17 protein-coding genes and 2 pseudogenes are annotated in these 18919 nt (G+C 70.8%); 12 read left to right on the top strand and 7 right to left on the bottom strand.

What is annotated here, in order from left to right:
* Window positions 1–83 precede the first annotated feature (83 nt).
* Entirely contained in the window at window positions 84–815 is a 732-nt protein-coding gene (locus ACBJ59_RS27705) for an ABC transporter ATP-binding protein (RefSeq protein WP_375113167.1), read from the top strand.
* Complete coding sequence (locus ACBJ59_RS27700; RefSeq protein ID WP_375113188.1) at window positions 815–3157, top strand: FtsX-like permease family protein; 2343 nt, start codon at window positions 815–817, stop codon at window positions 3155–3157. The genes ACBJ59_RS27705 and ACBJ59_RS27700 overlap by 1 nt, the downstream gene beginning before the upstream one ends.
* On the opposite strand, the gene ACBJ59_RS27695 is transcribed toward ACBJ59_RS27700, so the two are convergent.
* Both ACBJ59_RS27695 and ACBJ59_RS27690 read right to left on the bottom strand, forming a co-directional pair.
* Window positions 3146–4270, bottom strand: coding sequence for a glycosyltransferase (locus ACBJ59_RS27695; protein ID WP_375113166.1), 1125 nt, complete (start codon window positions 4268–4270; stop codon window positions 3146–3148). The genes ACBJ59_RS27700 and ACBJ59_RS27695 overlap by 12 nt on opposite strands.
* Window positions 4267–5241: a glucosyl-3-phosphoglycerate synthase gene (locus ACBJ59_RS27690; RefSeq protein ID WP_375113165.1), complete on the bottom strand. Its 975-nt coding sequence runs from the start codon at window positions 5239–5241 to the stop codon at window positions 4267–4269. The genes ACBJ59_RS27695 and ACBJ59_RS27690 overlap by 4 nt, the downstream gene beginning before the upstream one ends.
* 107 nt (window positions 5242–5348) lie before the next feature.
* On the opposite strand from ACBJ59_RS27690, the pseudogene ACBJ59_RS27685 reads away from it, so the two are divergent.
* The 3 genes and pseudogenes from ACBJ59_RS27685 to ACBJ59_RS27675 all read left to right on the top strand — a co-directional run.
* Window positions 5349–5648: pseudogene (locus tag ACBJ59_RS27685) on the top strand (Gfo/Idh/MocA family protein); the annotation flags it as partial.
* A gap of 150 nt (window positions 5649–5798) precedes the next feature.
* Complete coding sequence (locus ACBJ59_RS27680; protein WP_375113187.1) at window positions 5799–6290, top strand: Gfo/Idh/MocA family oxidoreductase; 492 nt, start codon at window positions 5799–5801, stop codon at window positions 6288–6290.
* Entirely contained in the window at window positions 6283–7386 is a 1104-nt protein-coding gene (locus ACBJ59_RS27675; protein ID WP_375113164.1) for a zinc-binding dehydrogenase, read from the top strand. Before ACBJ59_RS27680 ends, ACBJ59_RS27675 begins: the two co-directional genes overlap by 8 nt.
* A gap of 9 nt (window positions 7387–7395) precedes the next feature.
* On the opposite strand, the pseudogene ACBJ59_RS27670 reads toward ACBJ59_RS27675, so the two are convergent.
* The 3 genes and pseudogenes from ACBJ59_RS27670 to ACBJ59_RS27660 all read right to left on the bottom strand — a co-directional run.
* Window positions 7396–8574: pseudogene (locus ACBJ59_RS27670) on the bottom strand (hypothetical protein); the annotation flags it as partial.
* Window positions 8571–9356, bottom strand: coding sequence for a sugar phosphate isomerase/epimerase family protein (locus ACBJ59_RS27665; protein WP_364120484.1), 786 nt, complete (start codon window positions 9354–9356; stop codon window positions 8571–8573). The gene ACBJ59_RS27665 and the pseudogene ACBJ59_RS27670, both read right to left, overlap by 4 nt.
* A 2-nt stretch (window positions 9357–9358) precedes the next feature.
* Entirely contained in the window at window positions 9359–10387 is a 1029-nt protein-coding gene (locus tag ACBJ59_RS27660) for a zinc-binding dehydrogenase (protein ID WP_375113163.1), read from the bottom strand.
* Between the two features lie 113 nt (window positions 10388–10500).
* Between ACBJ59_RS27660 and ACBJ59_RS27655 the strand changes: the two genes are divergently transcribed.
* Genes ACBJ59_RS27655 through ACBJ59_RS27635 form a run of 5 tightly spaced genes read left to right on the top strand, consistent with a single transcriptional unit; the run spans window position 10501 to window position 15749 of the window.
* Window positions 10501–11388: a sugar phosphate isomerase/epimerase family protein gene (locus ACBJ59_RS27655; RefSeq protein WP_375113162.1), complete on the top strand. Its 888-nt coding sequence runs from the start codon at window positions 10501–10503 to the stop codon at window positions 11386–11388.
* A gap of 32 nt (window positions 11389–11420) precedes the next feature.
* Window positions 11421–12794, top strand: a complete 1374-nt coding sequence (locus ACBJ59_RS27650; RefSeq protein WP_375113161.1) for an ABC transporter substrate-binding protein — start codon at window positions 11421–11423, stop codon at window positions 12792–12794.
* On the top strand, window positions 12791–13756 hold the full coding sequence (locus tag ACBJ59_RS27645; protein WP_364120496.1) for a sugar ABC transporter permease: 966 nt from the start codon (window positions 12791–12793) through the stop codon (window positions 13754–13756). Before ACBJ59_RS27650 ends, ACBJ59_RS27645 begins: the two co-directional genes overlap by 4 nt.
* Complete coding sequence (locus ACBJ59_RS27640) at window positions 13743–14588, top strand: carbohydrate ABC transporter permease (protein ID WP_375113160.1); 846 nt, start codon at window positions 13743–13745, stop codon at window positions 14586–14588. Before ACBJ59_RS27645 ends, ACBJ59_RS27640 begins: the two co-directional genes overlap by 14 nt.
* A 3-nt stretch (window positions 14589–14591) precedes the next feature.
* Window positions 14592–15749, top strand: a complete 1158-nt coding sequence (locus tag ACBJ59_RS27635; RefSeq protein WP_364120502.1) for an ROK family transcriptional regulator — start codon at window positions 14592–14594, stop codon at window positions 15747–15749.
* A gap of 8 nt (window positions 15750–15757) precedes the next feature.
* Here ACBJ59_RS27635 and ACBJ59_RS27630 read toward each other — a convergent pair whose 3' ends face one another.
* The gene (locus ACBJ59_RS27630; protein WP_375113159.1) at window positions 15758–16504 is read right to left on the bottom strand and encodes a helical backbone metal receptor; all 747 of its coding nucleotides are present in this window, start codon (window positions 16502–16504) and stop codon (window positions 15758–15760) included.
* A gap of 98 nt (window positions 16505–16602) precedes the next feature.
* On the opposite strand from ACBJ59_RS27630, the gene ACBJ59_RS27625 reads away from it, so the two are divergent.
* Both ACBJ59_RS27625 and ACBJ59_RS27620 read left to right on the top strand, forming a co-directional pair.
* Window positions 16603–17406: an SAM-dependent methyltransferase gene (locus ACBJ59_RS27625; protein WP_375113158.1), complete on the top strand. Its 804-nt coding sequence runs from the start codon at window positions 16603–16605 to the stop codon at window positions 17404–17406.
* Window positions 17407–17408: 2 nt separating this feature from the next.
* The gene (locus ACBJ59_RS27620; RefSeq protein WP_375113157.1) at window positions 17409–18320 is read left to right on the top strand and encodes a TIGR03619 family F420-dependent LLM class oxidoreductase; all 912 of its coding nucleotides are present in this window, start codon (window positions 17409–17411) and stop codon (window positions 18318–18320) included.
* On the opposite strand, the gene tpx is transcribed toward ACBJ59_RS27620, so the two are convergent.
* On the bottom strand, window positions 18290–18790 hold the full coding sequence (gene tpx, locus ACBJ59_RS27615) for a thiol peroxidase (protein ID WP_364120514.1): 501 nt from the start codon (window positions 18788–18790) through the stop codon (window positions 18290–18292). The genes ACBJ59_RS27620 and tpx overlap by 31 nt on opposite strands.
* Window positions 18791–18919: the final 129 nt, after the last annotated feature.

Below are 18919 nucleotides of genomic sequence, written 5' to 3'. Positions count from 1 at the left end.
AGTGTCCAGATCATGATGACGTCATGGGTCACCGGTGACGGCGTCTCTGGGGCGCGTACCCGCTGGTCGGCACGCTTGGAGACATGACAGACGCAGTCCGGTTGGACGCCGTGAGCAAGGTGTACGGGAAGGGTCAGGGCGCGGTGGCGGCCCTGCGCGAGGTGACGGTGGGCATCCCCCGCGGCTCCTTCACCGCCGTGATGGGCCCGTCGGGATCGGGCAAGAGCACGTTCCTGCACTGCGCGGCGGGGCTGGACGTGCCGTCGTCCGGCTCGGTGCGCCTCGGCGGCACCGAGCTGTCCGGGATGGGCGAGACCGAGCTCACCGAGCTGCGCAGGCAGCGCGTCGGCTTCGTCTTCCAGGCCTTCAACCTGATCTCCGCTCTCGACGTGGTCGAGAACGTCACCCTGCCCCTCCGCCTGTCCGGCGTCCGCGTGGAGCGGGCCCGGCTGGAGGAGATCCTGCGCCGGGTGGGCCTGGACGGCCGCTCCGGGCACCGTCCCGCGCAGCTGTCCGGCGGCCAGCAGCAGCGGGTGGCCATCGCCAGGGCGCTGATCACCGCCCCCGAGGTGGTCTTCGGCGACGAGCCGACCGGCGCGCTGGACACGATGACCGCCAGGGACGTGCTGCGGCTGCTGCGCGAGGTGGTGGACGGGCTCGGCCAGACCGTGGTGATGGTGACGCACGACCCGGTGGCGGCCTCGTACGCCGACACCGTGCTGTTCCTGGCCGACGGCCGGATCGTGGACGCCATGACCGGCCCGACCGCGGAGAAGGTGGCCGGGCGGATGACCGGGCTGGGAGCGTGGAAGTGATGATGGCGTTCGCGTTGAAGACGCTGAGGAACCGCAAGGGCGCGTTCGCCGGGGCCTTCGTGGCGCTGCTGTGCGCCGCCGCGCTCATGTGCGCGTGCCTGATGCTGCTGGAGACGGGACTGCGCGGCACGGTCGCCCCCGAGCGGTACGCGGGCGCCCCCGCGATCGTGGCCGCCGACCAGTACGTCCGCGAGACCGTCGACAAGGGCGACGGCGAGACCAAGACCAAGGCCAAGCCGCTGTCGGAGCGCGCCTGGCTGCCCGGGACCGTCGTCGAGACCCTCCGGCGCACGCCCGGCGTGTCGAAGGTCGTCACCGAGGTGACCTTCCCGTTCGAGGAGTACACCGGGCACGGCTGGGAGTCGGCCGCGCTCACCCCGTTCACGATCGAGCGGGGACGCGAGCCGCGGGCCGCCGGCGAGGTGGTGGTGGACGCCCGCGCCGGGCTGGAGGTCGGGTCGCGGCTGCGCGGCTACCGGGTCGTGGGCGTCACCGCGCAGGCCCTGCCCAGCCAGGACACCGTGTTCTTCAGCACCGCCCAGGCCCGCCGCCTGGCCGGGCACCCCGGCCAGGTCAGCGCCGCCGGCGTCTTCCCCGGCCTGTCCCGCGCGCCCCAGGGGGCCGTGCTGTACACCGGCGAGGCGCGCGGCACGCTGGAGTTCCTGGACGCGGAGCAGGCGCGGGTCCAGCTGATCAGCATGGGCGGGGCGCTGGCCGGCACCTCGCTGCTGGTGGCGATCCTCGTCGTGGTGGGCACGTTCGCCCTGTCGATCCAGCAGCGCCACCGCGAGCTGGCGCTGCTGCGGGCCGTGGCCGCCACGCCCGGTCAGGTGCGCAAGCTGGTCGGCGGCGAGGCGCTGCTGGTCGGCGTGCTGGCCGGGGTGCCCGGCGCGGCGGCCGGCCTCGGGCTCGGCCTGTGGCTGCACGCCACGTTCGTGGCGCTGGGCGCGACCCCCGCGAACCTGGGCCTGGTCGTGAGCCCGTTCCCGCCGCTGCTGGCGCTGGTCGCCGCGGTGGGCGCCGCCTGGGTCGCGGCCCGCGTCTCCGCCCGCCGCCTGACCCGGATCCGGCCGGTCGAGGCGCTCGGCGAGGCCGCGCTCGACGGCGGGCGGCTGCCGTGGTGGCGGCTGGTGGCCGGGCCGGTGCTGGTCGCCGGCGGCGTGGTGCTCACGCTGGTCCTGTCCGGGCTGGACACCGAGGCCGCGGCCACGCCGGTGACCATGCTGACCGCGCTGGTCTGGACGATCGCCATGACCGTGCTCGGCCCGCTGGTCGCCAGGGCGGCGCGGCTGGTCCCGCTGCGGGCCGCCGGCGCGAGCGGCTTCCTGGCCGCCCGGAACCTGCGCGCCACGCCCAGGTCGCTGGCCTCCCTGCTGTCGCCGCTCACCCTGATGGTCGCGATGACGTGCACGATCCTGTTCACCCAGACCACGCTGGGCCACGCCGCGCAGGAGCAGGCCGACGCCGGCACCCGCGCCGGCTACGTGCTGCCCGGCGCCTCCGCCGAGCAGGTCCGCCGCATCCCCGGCGTCGAGGCCGTCACGCAGGTGCTGCGCACGTCGATCCGGGTCGGCCTGGACAAGTACGGCGCGCAGGCCGTCACCTACGACCCCCGCACGATGGACCTGGGGATCGTCGGCGGCTCGATGGACGGGTTCGGCGCGGGCTCGGTCGCGCTCAGCGGCACCGCCGCCGGCCACCTCGGCCTCGCGCCCGGTGACCAGGTGAGCCTCACGCTGGGCGACGGCACCCCCGCCACGCTGAAGGTGGCCGCCGTCTACTCCCGCGGCCTCGGCTTCGGCGACGTGACGCTGCCGTACGAGCTCGTCGCCGGCCACGTGGACGACCCCGCGGGCACCCTGCTGGTGTCGGCGCCCACGCTCACGAAGGCCGACCTGGCCGCGGTCGCGCCGGTCCTGGACCGCGCCGAGGCCGCCGAGGTGGCCGCCGCCGACCCGCAGGTCACGTTCGTGGCGCTCGGCCTGATCATCGCCTTCACCGCGATCGCCGTGGTCAACACGCTGGCCATGGCCACGTCGGGCCGGACCAGGGAGCTGGCCGTGCTCCGGCTGGCGGGCACCACCCGGCGGCAGGTCCTGCGCATGCTGCGCCTGGAGACGCTCTGCGCGGTCCTGACCGCCGCGGTGGCGGGCACGGCGATCGCCCTGGTGACGCTGGCGGCGTTCGGGGCGGGGATGACGGGCTCGGCCACGCCGTACGTGCCGCCGGTGGCGTACGGGCTGGTGATCGTGGCGGCGGCGGGCCTGGCTCTGCTGTCCACGTCCCTGCCCGCCCGCCTGGCCCTCAGGGTTCGCCCCGCGGACGCCGTCTCAGCCGTCTGACCCCCGGATGACCTGCTCGTACAGCTCCAGGTACCGGTCGGCCATCACCGACGGCGAGAAGCGGCGGCGGGCCTCGCGGCGGCACTCCTCCGGGTCCAGCTCGTGCACCCGCAGCACCCACTCGGCCAGCTCCTCCTCGGTGTCGGCGAGGAAACCCGTGCGGCCGTGGTCGATGATCTCCGGGAGGCAGCCGCGGCGCAGGCCCACCGGGGGCACCCCGAGCGCCAGCGCCTCCACGACGGCCGTGCCGCCCGGCTCGTCCCACTGGATGGGGAAGAGCGCCGCGCGGGCCGAGGCGTACAGGTGGTCCCTGGCGTCACCGCCCACCGCCCCGACCCACCTGACCAGCTCCCCGTCGAGATAGCGGGCCACCTGGTCGAGGTGGTAGCGCACGTCGGGGTGGCTGTGCAGCGGGTGGTACGGGTCCTGGGCGACGACGTCCAGCTCGGCGGGGGTGTTGCGGCCGCTCACCGGGCCGGCCAGGACCAGCGGCAGGCCGAGCTTCTGGCAGATCCTGGCCGCCACGTGCTGGCCCTTGAGCCCGCAGATGCGGCCCATGACCACCAGATGCTCGCCCTGGTCCGTCCGCAGGTCGCGGTCCGCCAGCGGGCTGGCCAGGTGGACGGCCCCGAGCGCGGCCGCCCGCAGGGCCTCGGGGGCGCGGACGAGCTGCGACTCCGAGACGCCGTTGACCGCGATGGAGGACGGGAACGCGCCGTAGAAGGCCGGGTGCTTGTGCAGGTCCCAGTGCAGGGTGTGCAGGACGGGCGGCCCGCCGTACGCCGACAGCACCGCCGGGCCGACCACTTCCACGTGGTCGTGGACCAGGTCGATGTCGTCGCGCCGGCGCAGCTCGGCCACCACCCGGGCCAGGTGCGCGTGGGCGATGCCCATCACCTGGTTGTACGGCTTCTGCAGCTCCGCGAACTGCTCGGCGTCGTACGCGCTGATCAGCTCGTCCACCTCGAGCGTGCTGGAGCCGACGGTGGCCAGCACCACGCTCACGCCGCGCTCGCGCAGCGCGGGCACCAGCGTGGCCACCACGTTCTCGATCCCGCCGTAGCCGGGGGGCGGGACCGCGAGCCAGGGCCCCGCGTTCACCAGGACTTTCATGCCACGTCCTCCTCAAGTACGAGGGAGGCGAGCGGAGGTCGCTCCGCCACGGCCACGTCCACCAGGTCGGCCTGTCCTTCGAGCCCGTACTGCAGCAGCGTGTGCGACGGGGGTTCCGACGCCAGCACGCGGCCCTGGCGCTCCAGGCGGGACCAGGCGGTGAGCATGATCTGCCCGGCCATCCGGCCGAGCGCGGCCATCGACTGATGAGTGTGCGTGCGGTGTCCCAGGTCCACCTGGGCCATCGCGTCCAGCCCGATGAGCTGGAGGAGGTCGACGAGGAGCCCGAACTCCACGCCGTACTCGGTGACGAAGGGCACCTGTTCGAGGACCTCGCGCCGGGCGGCGTACTCGCCGCCGAGCGGCTGGGCGAAGCCGGCGAGTTCCGGCCAGAACATATTGAGCAACGGCCTGGCCACCAGCTCGGTCACGCGCCCGCCGCCACCGCGCTGGATGACGCCGTCCGCCCCGGTGTAGGGCCGTTCGTAGGTTGCCTTGACGAAATGTGTGTCGCCGTTCACCAGCAGTGGTCCCACCAGGCCCGACACGTAGTGCGCGCCGAAGCTGCGCAGGTCGGCGTCGACGAAGGCGACGATGTCACCCTTGGAAGCGGCCAGCCCCTTCCACAACGCCTCTCCCTTGCCCGTGAGCGGCGGCAGGCCCGAGAGCACCTCGTCCTGCGCCACCACGCGCGCGCCCGCCTCCCGGGCCCGTTCCGCGGTGGCGTCGGTGGAGTTGGAGTCGACCACGAGGATCTCGTCGACGAGTCTGCTGCGCTCGACGAGGTCCCGGCGGATCACGGTGACGATGTCGCCCACTGTGCGCTCTTCGTCACGAGCGGGCAGGACAACGCTTACCGTGGTGTTTCCCTTGGCCATCATTAAGGCGTCCACCGGCCACTCGGCTGCCGTGCTCGAGTGCGGGCCGTACCACTCCTGGACCCTGGCCAAGGCTCGCAAATCTGTCTCCATGCATCAGCCCCGATCTCATGAGGTCCCAGCTTCTGCCCGATCTATAGGCTCCTGAACATGTTTGTTTGATTCAGCCCAGAAGTGGCATATGCCGGGTTGTGTCCCCAATGACCCGTGTCGGCATCGTGGGTGCCGGAAATGTCGCCGCTCGCCATGCCGACGTCCTGTCCAGTTTCCCCGATGTCACGATCGCTGGAATCGCCGACACCGATCCCCACAGGGCCGAGGCGCTGGCCTCGAAGCATGGCACCCCCGCCTACGGCGGCCATGCCGACCTGCTCAGTGCCGGCGGTCTCGATGCTGTCTACGTCTGTGTGCCTCCTTTCGCGCACGGTAACGCGGAACATGATGTTCTGTCGTGCAATCTCCCGATTTTCGTGGAAAAACCCCTTTCTCTGGACCTCCAAACCGCAGAAAGGATCGCGTCCGAAATCGAGCGGAGATCCCTGCCCTCCGCCGTCGGACACCATTGGCGTTATCTCGACATCGCCACACATGCCCGTGACCTGCTGGCCGGCCGCCCGGTACGCCTCGCGCTCGGCCACTGGCTGGACAAGGTGCCCCCGGTCGGCTGGTGGCTGGACGCGAGCCGGTCCGGCGGCCAGATCGTGGAGCAGGCGGTCCACGTGCTGGACCTGGCACGGCTCCTGGTGGGCGAGGTGTCCATGGTGCACGCGGTGCCCGCCGACAACAGCGTGGACGGTGAGGTGGACCGGGCCACGGCCGCGGTGCTGCGCTTCGCCGGCGGCGCGGCCGGGCTGCTGGCCACCTCCTGCCTGCTCGCCCACAAGCATCGGGTGGGGCTGGAGGTGTGCGCCGACGGGATCGCGCTGGAGCTCAGCGAGACGCGGCTGCTCGTGGACGGTGAGCGGGTGGTCGAGGACGACGGCCAGGCGAAGACGCGGGTGGACCGGGAGTTCATCAACGCGGTGCAGGGCAGGCCGGCCGACGTCCGCGTACCGTACGGGGAGGCGCTGCGCACCCACCGCCTGGCGCTGGCGCTGGCACGCTCTGCCGCCGAACGGAGGCCGGTGACGCTGGATGGCTGAGATCCTGAGCATCGAGGGGCCGGGTGAGGTGTGCCTGGTCGAGGAGAAGCTGCCCGACGTGCCCGACGGCGGTTTCATGGTGGCCACCACGCACAGCGGCGTCTCGGCCGGCACCGAGCTGACCTACGTCAAGGGCACCAACCCCTACCTCGGCGCGACCTGGGACCCGGCGCTCGGGCTGTTCATGGAGGGCGCGCCGTCGGTGTCCTACCCGGTGCGCGGCATCGGCTACATGCAGGTCGGCCTGGTGGTCGAGACGCGGACCCGGGCCGTACGGGAGGGCGCGCTGGTCGCGATGTGCTACGGGCACCGCACGGCGTACGTGGCCGACCCGATGGCGGACAGGTTCGTGGAGCTGCCGGAGGACCTCGACCCCATGCTCGGCATCTACGTCGCCCACATGGGCCCGATCTGCGCCAACGGCCTCCTGCACGCGGCCCACGACCTGCACGGCCCGGCCGTGGGGCAGCTGGGCGACGGTGTGCGCGGGCGGCGGGTGGCGGTCGTGGGCGCGGGCGTGGTCGGGCTGCTGACGGCCTGCTTCGCCCTGTCCGGCGGTGCCGCCGAGGTCGTCGTCGTGGACGAGACCCCGGCCAGACTCGCGATCGCCGAGGCGCTCGGCGCGAACGTGCTGGCCGCCGACGACGACCCGGCCGTGACCCTCAAGCGCCGCTGGCGCCACGGTCCCGACGACCGCGGCGCCGACGTGGTCTTCCAGTGCCGCGGCCAGGCCCGGGCGCTGGCGCTCGGGCTGCGGCTGCTGCGCCCCCAGGGCACGCTGGTGGACCTTGCCTTCTACACGCAGGGCGCGCAGGAGGTGCGGCTCGGCGAGGAGTTCCACCACAACGGGCTGACGGTGCGGTGTGCCCAGATCGGCCGGGTGCCGCGCGGCCTGGCGCACGCCTGGGACAGGGAGCGGCTCTCGCACGAGACGATCAACCTGCTCAGGGAGCGCGGCGGGCCGCTACGCGAGCACGTGATCACCGACGTCATCGGTTTTGCAGAGGCTCCACGTTTCCTGACCGGCCTCGCGGCCGGACGGCTTCAGACCGTTCAGGCTGTGCTCTGCGACCAGGTCGAGGATGAGGGCGGCTGACCAGCTGAAGTCCCGGCAGCCGTGACCGCGCAGCGTGAGCGGGTTGAAGTATTCGCGGAAGCCCGACAGGCACACCGCGCGCATCATCGCGTCGGCGAGCGGTCTGGCCAGGTCGGGGCGGCGGTCCTGGAGCCCGTGCCAGACCAGCCAGCCCAGGTTGATCCAGCTCGGGCCCCGCCAGTAGCGGGCCGGGTCGAACTCGGCCGCGTCCGGGGCGTAGCTGGGCAGCACCATGTCCTTGAGCCCGAACCGGTCGAGCGCGGTGGTGATCAGCGCGTCGGCCACCTCGTCCGGCAGGCCGGGCAGCACGAGCGGCGTCAGCCCGGCCGCGCTGCTGGAGTGGATCAGCGCACCCGTGTGCACGTCGCGGGCCTGGAAGAGGCGGCCGTCGAAGAGGTGCTCGACCATGGCGAGGGTGATCGCGGCGGCCTCGCGCTCGTGCGGCTCGGGGTCCAGCCCGCACACCTCGGCGATCTTGGCCAGCGTCACCTCGGCGAGCCCGTACGCGGCGTTGAACAGCGGATCCTCGACCTGGAACGCGCCAGGCTCCTGGTAGCCGGAGTCGCGATATGTCTGGGCGAGCTCGATGTAGAGCTCGTAGTCGCGATCGGTGGGCCGCTCGTCGGCGCTGACGGTCTCGAGGTCCCTGCGGACGAAGCCGGCCGCCCCCGTCTTCACCTCCCGCAGCGGCGCGTCCCAGGCGGGACTGTTGTCCATGCCCGACTCCCAGGGGTGCACGATCGAGATCAGGCCCTCGGGGGAGCGCCGGGCCGCGCGCAGGAACTCCTGCTGGGCCACCAGCCGGGGGTAGATCCGGCGCAGGAACGCGGGATCGGGCTCGGCCAGGTGCGTCCGCCACGCGGCCAGCGCGTGCACCGGGGGCTGGACGATGCCGGAGGTCTGTACCCCGGACGGCGCCCGCGTCCGCCAGAACTCGGGACCGGGGAAGTAGGCGCCTTCCGGCACCGCCGGGTTGAACACGATGTGCGGCACCCTGCCGTCACCCCACTGGGCACCGAACAGTGTCAGCAACTCCGACCTGGCCCTACGCGGCGACCAGCGGGCGTTGCCGATCGCGATGAAGGCGGAGTCCCAGCTCCACTGGTGGGGGTACAGGCGACGGGAGGGAACCGTGTAAGCGCCATCCCAGTTGCTCACTAGGACGCGCACGGCGTCGCGAAGGATCATAGATATTTCCTGATGAAGGCCGCTGTTTGGGGAAGGACGATCTCGGGCTCGCCACGCAGGCGGCATTCGAGGGCGAGGTAGCCCTCGTACCCGACGGCGTCCAGGGTGGCCAGCTGCGCGCCCCAGTCGAGGTGACCGGTGCCCGGCTGGTTCCTGTTGGACTCGCTGATCTGCATGTGCGCGATGTAGGGGGCCGCGTCCACCAGGGAGCGGCAGGGGTCGTCCTCCTCGATGTTCATGTGGTAGGTGTCGCCGACGACCCTGATCGAGTCCATGGCGCAGTAGGAGACCGCCTCGGCGAGCGAGTTGACCATGTGGTTCTCGTAGCGGTTGAGCGGCTCCAGCATGATGAGCACGCCGTTGCGGTGCGCGTGCTCGCCGAGGATGCCCAGCGCCTCGGTCAGCACCTCGCGGTCCTCCTCGGGGCTGCGCGGGGGCTCGAACGGCGGGAGCCGCCGGGAGAACTGGCCCCAGGAGGCCGGGGTCATGACGCCGATGCCGCCGAGCTCGGCGATCACCGTGAGCTGCGACCTGAGCTGCTGGATGGCGTCCTTGCGCTTGGCCGGGTCGAAGTCGCCGATGAAGTGGGGCATGTCCACGCACACCGTCGGCATCACCACGCCGTCGGCCAGCGCGCGCTTGAGCTCGGTCAGCCGGCCGGCGAAGTGGAAATCACCCTTCCCGCGCAGCTCGATGGCGTCGAACCCGGCGTCGAGCGCGAACGAGAACTTTTCCTGCAGGCTGCGGCCAGGCAGAAGCTGCTCCTGTACGGCGAGCTTCACAGTCACTCCTCAAATTCGAAGACGAGCTGGAGCACCTCGGACTGGTGCTTGTCGAGCAGGTCGAAGGCGTCGGCGGCCCGGTCCACGGGCATGACGTGGGTGATGAGCTCACCCGCGTCGACCTCTCCGCGGTGCACGAGCTCCATGAAGGTGCGCTGCAGGCGCTCGACGTCCCACCGGTGCGCCAGCCAGGAGGCGACGCCGCCGATCTGGGAGGAGACGAGCTGGACCTGGTTGTGGTGGAACTCCTCACCGAGCCGCAGCCCGATGCCGTCGCCCTGGTAGAACCCGGCCGCCACGACCCGGCCGCCCTTGCGGACGGTCCTGATCGCCTCGTGCAGGCCGAGGTGGCTGCCGCTGAGCTCGATGGCGGTGTCGGCGCCCTCGACGCGCTTGCGCATGAACTCGGCCACCGAGCCGGAGGCCACGTCGAACGTCTCGGCCGCGCCGAACTTCCTGGCCAGCTCCAGCCGGTCGGGGACGGAGTCGGCGGCGACCACCCGGGCGCCGCTGAGCACGGCCAGGCGGGTGGCGAGCAGCCCGATGACGCCCTGGCCGAAGATCGCGACCTGGTCGCCCAGGTGCACGTCCGCGGCGTGGACCGCGTTGAGCGCGATGGCGCCCACGCGGGCGAAGACCCCGGTCAGGGGGTCGGCGCCGGGCGGCAGGACGTGGCCGACGAGCTTGTCCGCCGGGACGACGGCCTCGGCACGGTGGCCCCAGATGCCCCACACCAGGCTGCCGACCGGCGGATCGGCCACATCGGGCGCGGCCTCCACCACCTCGCCGACCTCTTGGTAGCCCCAGCCCGCGAGCGGGTACGCATGGGTCTGGCCCTCGACGAAGAGCCGGCGCTCGGTGTCCCATTTGCGATTGAGGTATGGATTGGTCCCGCGATAGGCGGTGAGTTCGGTGCCCGCTGAGACTCCTGAATAGAGAGTGCGAACCCGCACTGTGCCCGGGCCGAGATCGGCGGGCGACTCCAGGCTGACGCGGACATGGCCTGGCTCTTCGAAGGTGATGACGCGCATTCCCCACACTTACGCTTTTTGATCAAACAAAAGTCAAAGATTTAGTGCTTGTTTGCACACGATAGTTGCGCTGGTAACACTCGTAAGTCTACGACTTCCGTCGGAGGTGACTGATGAAATTGGGGTTTCTGACAGCGTGTCTTCCGGAAAGCGACCTTACCGACATAGCGCATTGGGCGGCGAACCAGGGCTTCGAGGCCCTGGAAGTCGCGGGTTGGCCGTCTTCGGATGACCGAAATCACATCAGAGTAGATCGTTTCGACGACGCCGAATGTGATCGAGTCGGGCGAATCTTCGCGGAGACCGGACTGACGCTTTCCTCGATCGCGTACTACGAGAACAATCTTCACCCTCACGAAGGGCCGCAGGTGAACGCGCACGTGAGGGCCTGTGTGGACGCGGCTGCCGCGCTCGGCTGCCCCACGGTCGGCACGTTCGTGGGCCGCGACCCGGGCCTGCCGGTGCGCGAGAACCTGAAGCGGGCCACGGATGTCCTCGGTCCGCTCGTCGAGTACGCCACGGAACGGGGGGTCAAGATCGTCATTGAGAACTGCGTGATGAAAAGCTGGCATCCCGATGGCTATCCGGGCAACCTGGCCTACTCCCCCGAGCTGTGGGAGTGGATGTTCACGCTGGGGCTCAAGCTCAACTACGACCCCTCACATCTGGTGGCGCTCGGGATCGACCCGGTCGCGGCGCTGACCCCGTACATCCCGAACATCGCGCACGTGCAGGCCAAGGACACCCAGTTCCTGCCGGGCAAGATCGACAGGTACGGCTTCCACGGCCCCATCAGCGGCGAGAAGGGCTGGTACCGCTTCCGCGTGCCCGGCCTCGGCCAGGTGGACTGGACCGCGGTGATCGACGCGCTCTACGAGGGCGGATACGACGGAGTGGTGTCCGTGGAGCATGAGGATCCCGTGTGGAGCGGCAGCACGGAGAGAGTACAGACCGGTCTCGGTATCGCCTACCGCACGTTGCGCCATCTGATCCAGGGGTAAGGGCGGCATATCCCCAATCAGAGGAGCGTGCCATGCCGACGAAGGTAACCGCCGTCCTCTCCGTCGCACTGCTGGCCGCCGCCTCCGTGGCGGCCTGCGGTGACGGCGGTGGCGAACAGTCGTCCACGAGCAACGAGATCACGGTCTGGACCGAGGAGAACCTCGAGGACCGGATGGCCGTGCAGAACACGATCGTCGCCGAGTTCACCCAGAAGACCGGGATCAAGGTGAAGCTGGTCGGCGTGGCCGAGGACCAGTTCAGCCAGACGATCACCGCGGCCGCCGCGGCGGACGACCTGCCCGACGTGATCGGCGCGCTGCCGCTGGCGTCCATCCGGGAGCTGGAGGCCAACGACCTGCTCGACACCGAGACGCCGGGCAAGATCGTCGATCAGCTCGGCCGGGACTCGTTCTCGGCGCGGGCGCTGGAGCTCAACACCGCCGACGGGAAGCTGCTGGCCGTGCCCAGCGACGGGTGGGCGCAGCTCCTGCTCTACCGCAAGGACCTGTTCGACAAGGCCGGGCTGCGGCCCCCGGACACGTACGAGGCGCTGGAGGCGGCGGCCGCCAAGCTCAACACGGGCGGGGTGGCCGGCATCACGCTCGCGATCGCGCCGAAGGACTCGTTCACCGCGCAGAGCTTCGAGCACGTGGCGCAGGCGAACGGGTGCCAGCTGGTCGACAATTCCGGAAATGTCGCCCTTGACTCACCACAGTGCGCGAGGGCCTTCGAGTTCTACGCGAAGCTGGCGAAGGACTACTCCGTCAAGGGCAAGCAGGACGTCGACTCCACCAGGGCCACCTACTTCTCGGGCAAGGCGGCCATGATGATCTGGTCGTCGTTCATCCTCGACGAGATGGCGGGGCTGCGTAAGGACGCCCTGCCGAGCTGCCAGGAGTGCCGCGCGGACCCCGAGTGGCTGGCCAAGAACACCGGCGTGGTCACGGCGCTGAAGGGCCCCGACGGGAGCGCCCCCGCGCAGTACGGCGAGATCGTCTCCTGGGCGATCACCCGTGACGCCGCCGCCGACCCGGCGACCAAGTTCGTCTCCTACATGATGAACGAGGGCTACGAGCGCTGGATCGGGATGGCGCCGGAGGGCAAGTTCCCGACCCGCAAGGGCTTCGAGGACAAGTGGAACAAGCTGCCCGCCGGGGTCGACTCCAAGAAGCCGCTGGCCGACGTCTACCCGGCCGACGTGCTCGAGGCCCTGCGCAAGAGCCCCGACACCTTCGCCAGGTGGGGCATCCCGCAGGGGCAGGGCAAGCTGGTCGGCGCCACGATGGGCGAGCTGCCCGTGCCCAAGGCGCTGAGCATGGTCGTCGACGGGTCGCTGACCCCGCAGGCCGCCGCCGCGCAGGCCAAGACGGACGTGGAGTCGATCAAACGCGGGATCCGGCAGTGACCGCCACCCGCACCCGGCCCCCGGCGCCACCGCCGCGGCACCGTGAGAAGAAGCGCGGCCGGACGCTGCGGGAGCAGGAGGGGCGGGCCGGGCTGGCGCTCATCTCGCCGACGCTGATCATCACGCTGGTCGTGGTGGTGCTGCCGCTCCTGTGGGCGATCATGCTGGCGTTCCAGGACGCCCGGCTGATCAACATCCGGCGGGTGGGCGTCTTCGGGCACTACACGCTGGAGAACTTCACGTACGTGATGTCCGAGCCGGGCTTCTGGACGTCGCTGGTCAACACGCTCGTCTACACCGTCGCGGGGACGGCGCTGTCGATCGTGATCGGGCTGGTGACGGCGCTGGCGCTGCGCGACAGGTTCAAGGGGCGGACGCTGGTCAGGGCCTCGATCCTGATCCCGTACGTGGCCCCCGTGGTGGCCGTGGCGTTCCTGTGGGAGACGATGCTCAACCCGCAGTACGGCATCGTCAACACCTGGCTGCGCGAGCCGGTCGCGTTCCTCACCCAGGCCAGGGGCGAGTTCCTGGGCATGCAGGTGCCCGTGGCACTCCTCACGGTGATCGCGTTCGAGGCGTGGCGGTATTTCCCGTTCGCGTTCCTGTTCATCCTGGCCCGGCTGCAGGCGCTGCCCGCGGAGCTGGACGAGGCCGCGGTGGTGGACGGCGCCACGCCCACCCAGCGGTTCAGATACGTGATCATGCCGCAGCTCTGGCGGATCATCGCCCTGCTGTCGGTGCTGCGCTTCGTGTTCACCTTCACCAAGTTCGACGACGTCTACCTGCTGACCGGCGGCGGGGCCGGCACCGAGGTGGTCAGCGTGCGCGTCTACAACTTCCTGACCTCGCGCGACGACATCGGCGCGGCGGCGGCGCAGGCGATCGTCCTGGCGATCTTCCTGGTCGTCTTCCTGGCCGTCTACCTCAGGTTCTTCGCCGGAGGTGAGCATGAGCAGAGATAGGTTCGAGCGCGGCCTGCTCAAGGTGCTCAAGCCGCTGGTGATCGCGTTCCTCTTCCTGATCACCGCGTTCCCGTTCTTCTACATGGTGATGTTGTCGGTACGCGACATCCAGGAGCTCATCCTCGAACCCGGCTCGCTCTGGCCGCGCAGCTTCACCCTGGACACCTACGTCAACGTGCTGACCAGGCAGGGCTTCCTGACCTTCCTCAGGAACAGCGCGATCATCGCGGTCGCCTCGGTGGCGTTCACGCTGCTGATCTCGATCCCGGGCGCGTACGCGGTCGCGCGGCTGCGCTTCTTCGGCCGGCGTCAGGTGCATTTCCTGTTCCTGGCGGTCTACCTGTTCCCGGCGATCGTGCTGGCCATCCCGCTCTTCGTGCTCTTCACGATGATCGGGCTGCGGGGGTCCCTAATCGGATTGATCCTCGTGTATATCGCGCAAACGGTGCCTGTCACGGTATACATGCTCCGCAACTACTTCGAGACCGTGCCGCAAAGCGTGGAGGAAGCGGCCGCGATCGACGGGTGCACGAGGTTGTCGACCATCTGGCGCGTGGTGCTGCCGCTGTCCAAGCCGGCGCTGATGGCCACCGGCCTCTACGCGTTCATGATCGCGTGGAACGAGTTCCTGTTCGCCCTGCTCTTCCTGGTGGAGAGGCGGGAGAACTGGACGGTGTCCCTGGGGCTCTCTCAGCTGGCGGGGAGCATCGAGATCCCGACGACGGTCCTGATGGCAGGTTCGGTGGTGCTCACGCTGCCCATCGTGATCGTGTTCTTCGCCAGCGAGCGCCTGCTGACGGAGGGCCTCACCGCGGGAGCGGAGAAGGGATAGACCATGCTGACGGCGGGGCAGATCCTCCAGCTCATCCGCAATGGCTCCTGCCGTACGCGCAAAGAACTGATCGAGTACACCGGCCTGTCCCGGTCCACCATCACCGACCGGGTCGACCGGCTCATCGACGCCGGTTACATCCACGAGTCCGGCGTGGGCGCGTCCGGGGGCGGGCGACCGCCCTCGGTGCTCGACGTGGACGCCGGCAGGCGCCTGATGCTGGTGGCCGATCTGGGCGCCACCCACGCGCGGGTGGCGCTCACCGACCTGGCCGCCCGGCCGATGGCCGAGGAGAGCACCGAGATGCGGATCGAGCTCGGGCCCGAGGCGGTGCTGTCGTGGGTGCGGCAGGCGTTCCAGCGGATGCTGGACCGGGCGGGGCGGCCGGCCGACGAGGTGTGCGGGATCGGCCTGGACCTGCCCGGCTCGGTGGACCACACCACCGGGCGGGTGATCAGGTCGTTCCTGATGCCGGGGTGGGACGACCATCCGGTGGGCGAGGCGATCGCGGAGACGTACGACGTGCCCATCCTGGTGGAGAACGACGCCAACGCGATGGCGCTGGGCGAGTGGTGGTCGTTCTGGCGGGACACCGACTCGCTGGTCCTGATCAAGGTGTCCACCGGGATCGGGACCGGCATCGTCCTCGATGGTCAGATTTATCGTGGTGTCGAGGAGGCCGCCGGAAATATCGGGCATGTGCGGCTGCGGGAGACCGACGACCGGGTCTGCACGTGCGGCTCGCGCGGCTGCGTGGCCTCGCTGGCCAGCGGCCACGCCCTGGCCGGCGACCTGGGCCAGGCGTCCAGCCGCGACGTGGTCCGCCTGGTGCAGGCGGGCGACCCCGAGGCCATCGCCCGCGTCCAGGAGGCCGGGCGCACGCTGGGCGTCGTGCTGGCCACGGCGGTCAGCCTGCTCAACCCCGGCGTGCTGGTGCTGGCCGGGGACATGGCGGCGACCAGGGAGCACTACCTGACGGGCATCAGGGAGATCGTCTACCGGCGCAGCCTGCCGTACACGACCCGGAACCTGGAGATCGTCACCAGCTCGCTGGGCGACCGGGCCGGGATCGTCGGGATGGCGGTGATCGTGATGGAGCACGTGCTCTCCCCCACCGCCGTGGACGCCGCCCTGGCCGCCAAGACCGACGCGGTGAGCTGACCCCCCCGTCAGCCCAGGACCCGGCGCAGGAGGGCGGGCGCGTCCACGAGCGAGGGGCCGTACCAGGTGAGCAGGCGGCCGCTGACCAGGGCGCAGGTGAGGCCGGGGAACGACTCGGGGCCGTCCGTCGCGCTGAAGGCGTAGGGCTCGTCGGGCAGGACCACGAGGTCGGGCTCCCGCCCGGCCAGCTCGGCGAGCGGGATCTTGGGGTAGCGCTCCGCGTGGCCGGCGTACAGGTTGTCCACGCCGAGGCGCCTGAGCACGTCGCCGGTGAAGGTGTCGCGGCCCACCACCATCCACGGGCGGCGCCAGATCGGGATGATCGCCGTCCTGCGCGGGCCCTCGTAGGGCGCGCGCCACGCCTGCCGCGCCTCGGCCAGCCAGGCGGGCGGATCGGTACGGCAGGCGAGGGCGAACATGCGCTCCAGCGACGTGAACGACTCCGCCACCGTCTCGATCTTCGTGACCCACACCGGCACGCCCGACCGGCGCAGCTCCTCGATGTCGGGCGCCCGGTTCTCCTCGGCGTTGGCCAGCACGACGTCGGGCCTCAGCCGCCTGATCGCGTCGAGGTCGGGGTTCTTGGTGCCCCTGACCCTGACCACGTCGAGGTCCGCCGGATGCGAGCACCAGTCGGTCGCCCCGACCAGCGCCTCCGGCACGGTCGCCGCCACCGACTCCGTCAGCGACGGCACCAGGGACACGATCCGCCGCACGGTCCCGGGAATCTTCACGGCCACGCCGGTGTCATCCACAACAGCAGCCTAGATCCACGGGCCCGGTGGCCGAATGTCGGTGCGGGTCCGTAGACTCCAGGCAAAGATCGTTTGACTCGTGATCGGGGGATGACGGTTTGAAGCGTGAATCACCGGGCTTCGATCCGCGGGTGCCGAGCGTCGCCAGGCTCTATGACTACTACCTCGGCGGCAAGGACAACTTCCCGGCCGATCGCGAGGCCGCCGAGAAGATCCTGAAGGTGGCCCCCGAGTTACGCGCGGCGGCCCGGGCGAACCGGGCGTTCCTGGGCCGGGCGGTGCGCCACCTGGCCGAGGCCGGCATCACGCAGTTCCTCGACATCGGCACCGGCCTGCCCACCCAGGGCAACGTGCACGAGGTGGCCGGGAAGGTCGTTCCCGACGCCAGGGTGGTCTATGTCGACCGCGACCCCGTGGTGCTGGTGCACGCCAGGGCGCTGCTGGCGGGCCAGGGCGGCACGACCGTGGTCGAGGGCGATCTCCGCAGGCCCGGCGAGATCCTCAAGCATCCCGACGTGCAGGAGGCCCTCGACCTCAGCCGGCCGGTCGGCGTGCTGCTGGTGGCGATCATGCACTTCATCGCCGAGTCCGACGCGCCCGGCGAGATCATCGCGACCCTGCGCGACGCCCTGGCCCCCGGCAGCTACCTGGTCATGTCCCACGGCACGAGCGACGCCCGCGCCGCCGCCGTCAACCGGGGCACGGAGGTCTACCGGAGCGCCAGTGCTCCCCTCACCCTGCGCGGGCGTGACAGGATCATGGAGCTGTTCGAGGGGTTCGAGCTGGTGGACCCCGGCCTGGTGTGGCTGCCCGAGTGGCGGCCCGAGCAGGCCGACGTGATCGACTTCGTCGACGCCCCCGAGTCGTCGCTGATCCTGTGTGGCGTGGGCAGAAAGGGCTGAGCATGGAGATCGGGCTGGCCGTGCCGCAATACGGCAGGTTCGCAGCGCTGTCCAGCGTGTTGCGGGTGGCGCGCGAGGCCGAGTCGATGGGCTTCCACAGCCTGTGGGCGGGCGACCGGCTGCTGACCCCGCTGCGGCCCAGCGATCCCTATCCGGGCGGCGACGGCAGCATCCCCGAGGCGCACCGGGTGTTCCTCGACCCGTTCGCGGTGCTGTCGGTGGCCGCCTCGGTGACCTCCTCCGTACGCCTGGGCACCAGCGCGCTCAACGCCTGCTGGTATCCCCCGGTGGTCCTGGCCCGCTCGCTCACCACGATCGACCACCTCAGCGGCGGGCGGCTCGACGCCGGCCTCGGGCTCGGCTGGTCCTCCGACGAATACGCCGCCGCCGGCGTGCCGTGGAAGGACCGGGCGCGGCGCTACGACGCCACGCTCGACGCGCTGGAGGCCATCTGGACGACCGATCCGGTCGCGTTCGAGCACGAGCTGTGGACGATCGCCCCCAGCCACATCGAGCCCAAGCCGGCCCGCCGGCCACCGCTCTATCTGGCCGGATTCTCGCCGGCCGCGCTGCGTCGCATCGGCCGCCGGGCCGACGGCTGGCTGACGGCGACGCTGCCGGTCCCCGTGCTCACCTCGATGTGGCAGACCGTGTGCCGCACCGCGGAGGAGGCCGGCCGCGACCCGGGCGCCCTGCGCATGATCCTGCGCTCCAACCCGATCGTCACCGACCGGGGCACCCCGCCGAGGAGCGGCACGGTCGCCGAGATCGCCGCCTACCTGGCCGGCGCGGCGGAGGCCGGGGTCCACGAGATCATCCTGGACCTCCAGCACACCGCCACGAGCGATCAGCACCTGCTGGAGCTGGCGGGAGAGTTCGCCGACTACTTGAGCGCGGCCAGCGCGCCCTCGTAGTCGGGCTCCTGCGTGATCTCCGGCACCAGCTCGGAGTAGACCACGTTGTTGTCGCCGTCGATCACGACGACCGCGCGCGCGGCCAGCCCCGCCAGCGGCCCCGACTCCTGCGCCACGCCGTAGTCGGCGAGGAACTCGCGGCCCCGCATGAGCGAGAGCATGGTCACGTTGTCGAGCCCCTCCGCGCCGCAGAACCGCTTCTGGGCGAAGGGCAGGTCGGCCGACACGCAGAGCACGGCCACGTCGGGGTGCTCACCGGCCACCTGGTTGAAGCGGCGCACCGAGGCCGCGCAGACGCCGGTGTCGACGCTCGGGAAGATGTTGAGGACCTTGGTCTTCTGGCCGAAGTCGTCGAGCGAGCGCTCGGCGAGGTCGCCGCCCACCAGCCGGAACGCGGGCGCGGCGTCGCCCGGCTTCGGGAAGGTGCCGGCCACGGTGATCGGGTTGCCCTTGAAGGTGACGTCGGACATGAAAGCCTCCTGATAACGATCTCGTCCCCAGAACCGTGATCCTATCGGCGCCACCCTCCGGCGCCGATCACGGCACAGGCGCCGGGCTGGGCGCCGGCATCGCGCCGGCCCGCGTCCCGAGCGTCACGT

Origin of the sequence: Nonomuraea sp. MTCD27, from assembly GCF_041950495.1 — a bacterium.
GTDB lineage: Bacteria > Actinomycetota > Actinomycetes > Streptosporangiales > Streptosporangiaceae > Nonomuraea.
Note: the sequence above shows the minus strand (reverse complement) of the source record. Positions and strands in the feature narration are given on the sequence as shown.

Bases quoted from the DNA above. Each gene is read 5' to 3' on its own strand.
- ACBJ59_RS27705 (WP_375113167.1), top strand. From the start codon at position 84: ATGACAGACGCAGTCCGGTTGGACGCCGTGAGCAAGGTGTACGGGAAG.
- ACBJ59_RS27700 (WP_375113188.1), top strand. From the start codon at position 815: ATGATGGCGTTCGCGTTGAAGACGCTGAGGAACCGCAAGGGCGCGTTC.
- ACBJ59_RS27695 (WP_375113166.1), bottom strand. From the start codon at position 4,270: ATGAAAGTCCTGGTGAACGCGGGGCCCTGGCTCGCGGTCCCGCCCCCC.
- ACBJ59_RS27690 (WP_375113165.1), bottom strand. From the start codon at position 5,241: ATGGAGACAGATTTGCGAGCCTTGGCCAGGGTCCAGGAGTGGTACGGC.
- ACBJ59_RS27675 (WP_375113164.1), top strand. From the start codon at position 6,283: ATGGCTGAGATCCTGAGCATCGAGGGGCCGGGTGAGGTGTGCCTGGTC.
- ACBJ59_RS27660 (WP_375113163.1), bottom strand. From the start codon at position 10,387: ATGCGCGTCATCACCTTCGAAGAGCCAGGCCATGTCCGCGTCAGCCTG.
- ACBJ59_RS27655 (WP_375113162.1), top strand. From the start codon at position 10,501: ATGAAATTGGGGTTTCTGACAGCGTGTCTTCCGGAAAGCGACCTTACC.
- ACBJ59_RS27650 (WP_375113161.1), top strand. From the start codon at position 11,421: ATGCCGACGAAGGTAACCGCCGTCCTCTCCGTCGCACTGCTGGCCGCC.
- ACBJ59_RS27640 (WP_375113160.1), top strand. From the start codon at position 13,743: ATGAGCAGAGATAGGTTCGAGCGCGGCCTGCTCAAGGTGCTCAAGCCG.
- ACBJ59_RS27635 (WP_364120502.1), top strand. From the start codon at position 14,592: ATGCTGACGGCGGGGCAGATCCTCCAGCTCATCCGCAATGGCTCCTGC.
- ACBJ59_RS27620 (WP_375113157.1), top strand. From the start codon at position 17,409: ATGGAGATCGGGCTGGCCGTGCCGCAATACGGCAGGTTCGCAGCGCTG.
- tpx (WP_364120514.1), bottom strand. From the start codon at position 18,790: ATGTCCGACGTCACCTTCAAGGGCAACCCGATCACCGTGGCCGGCACC.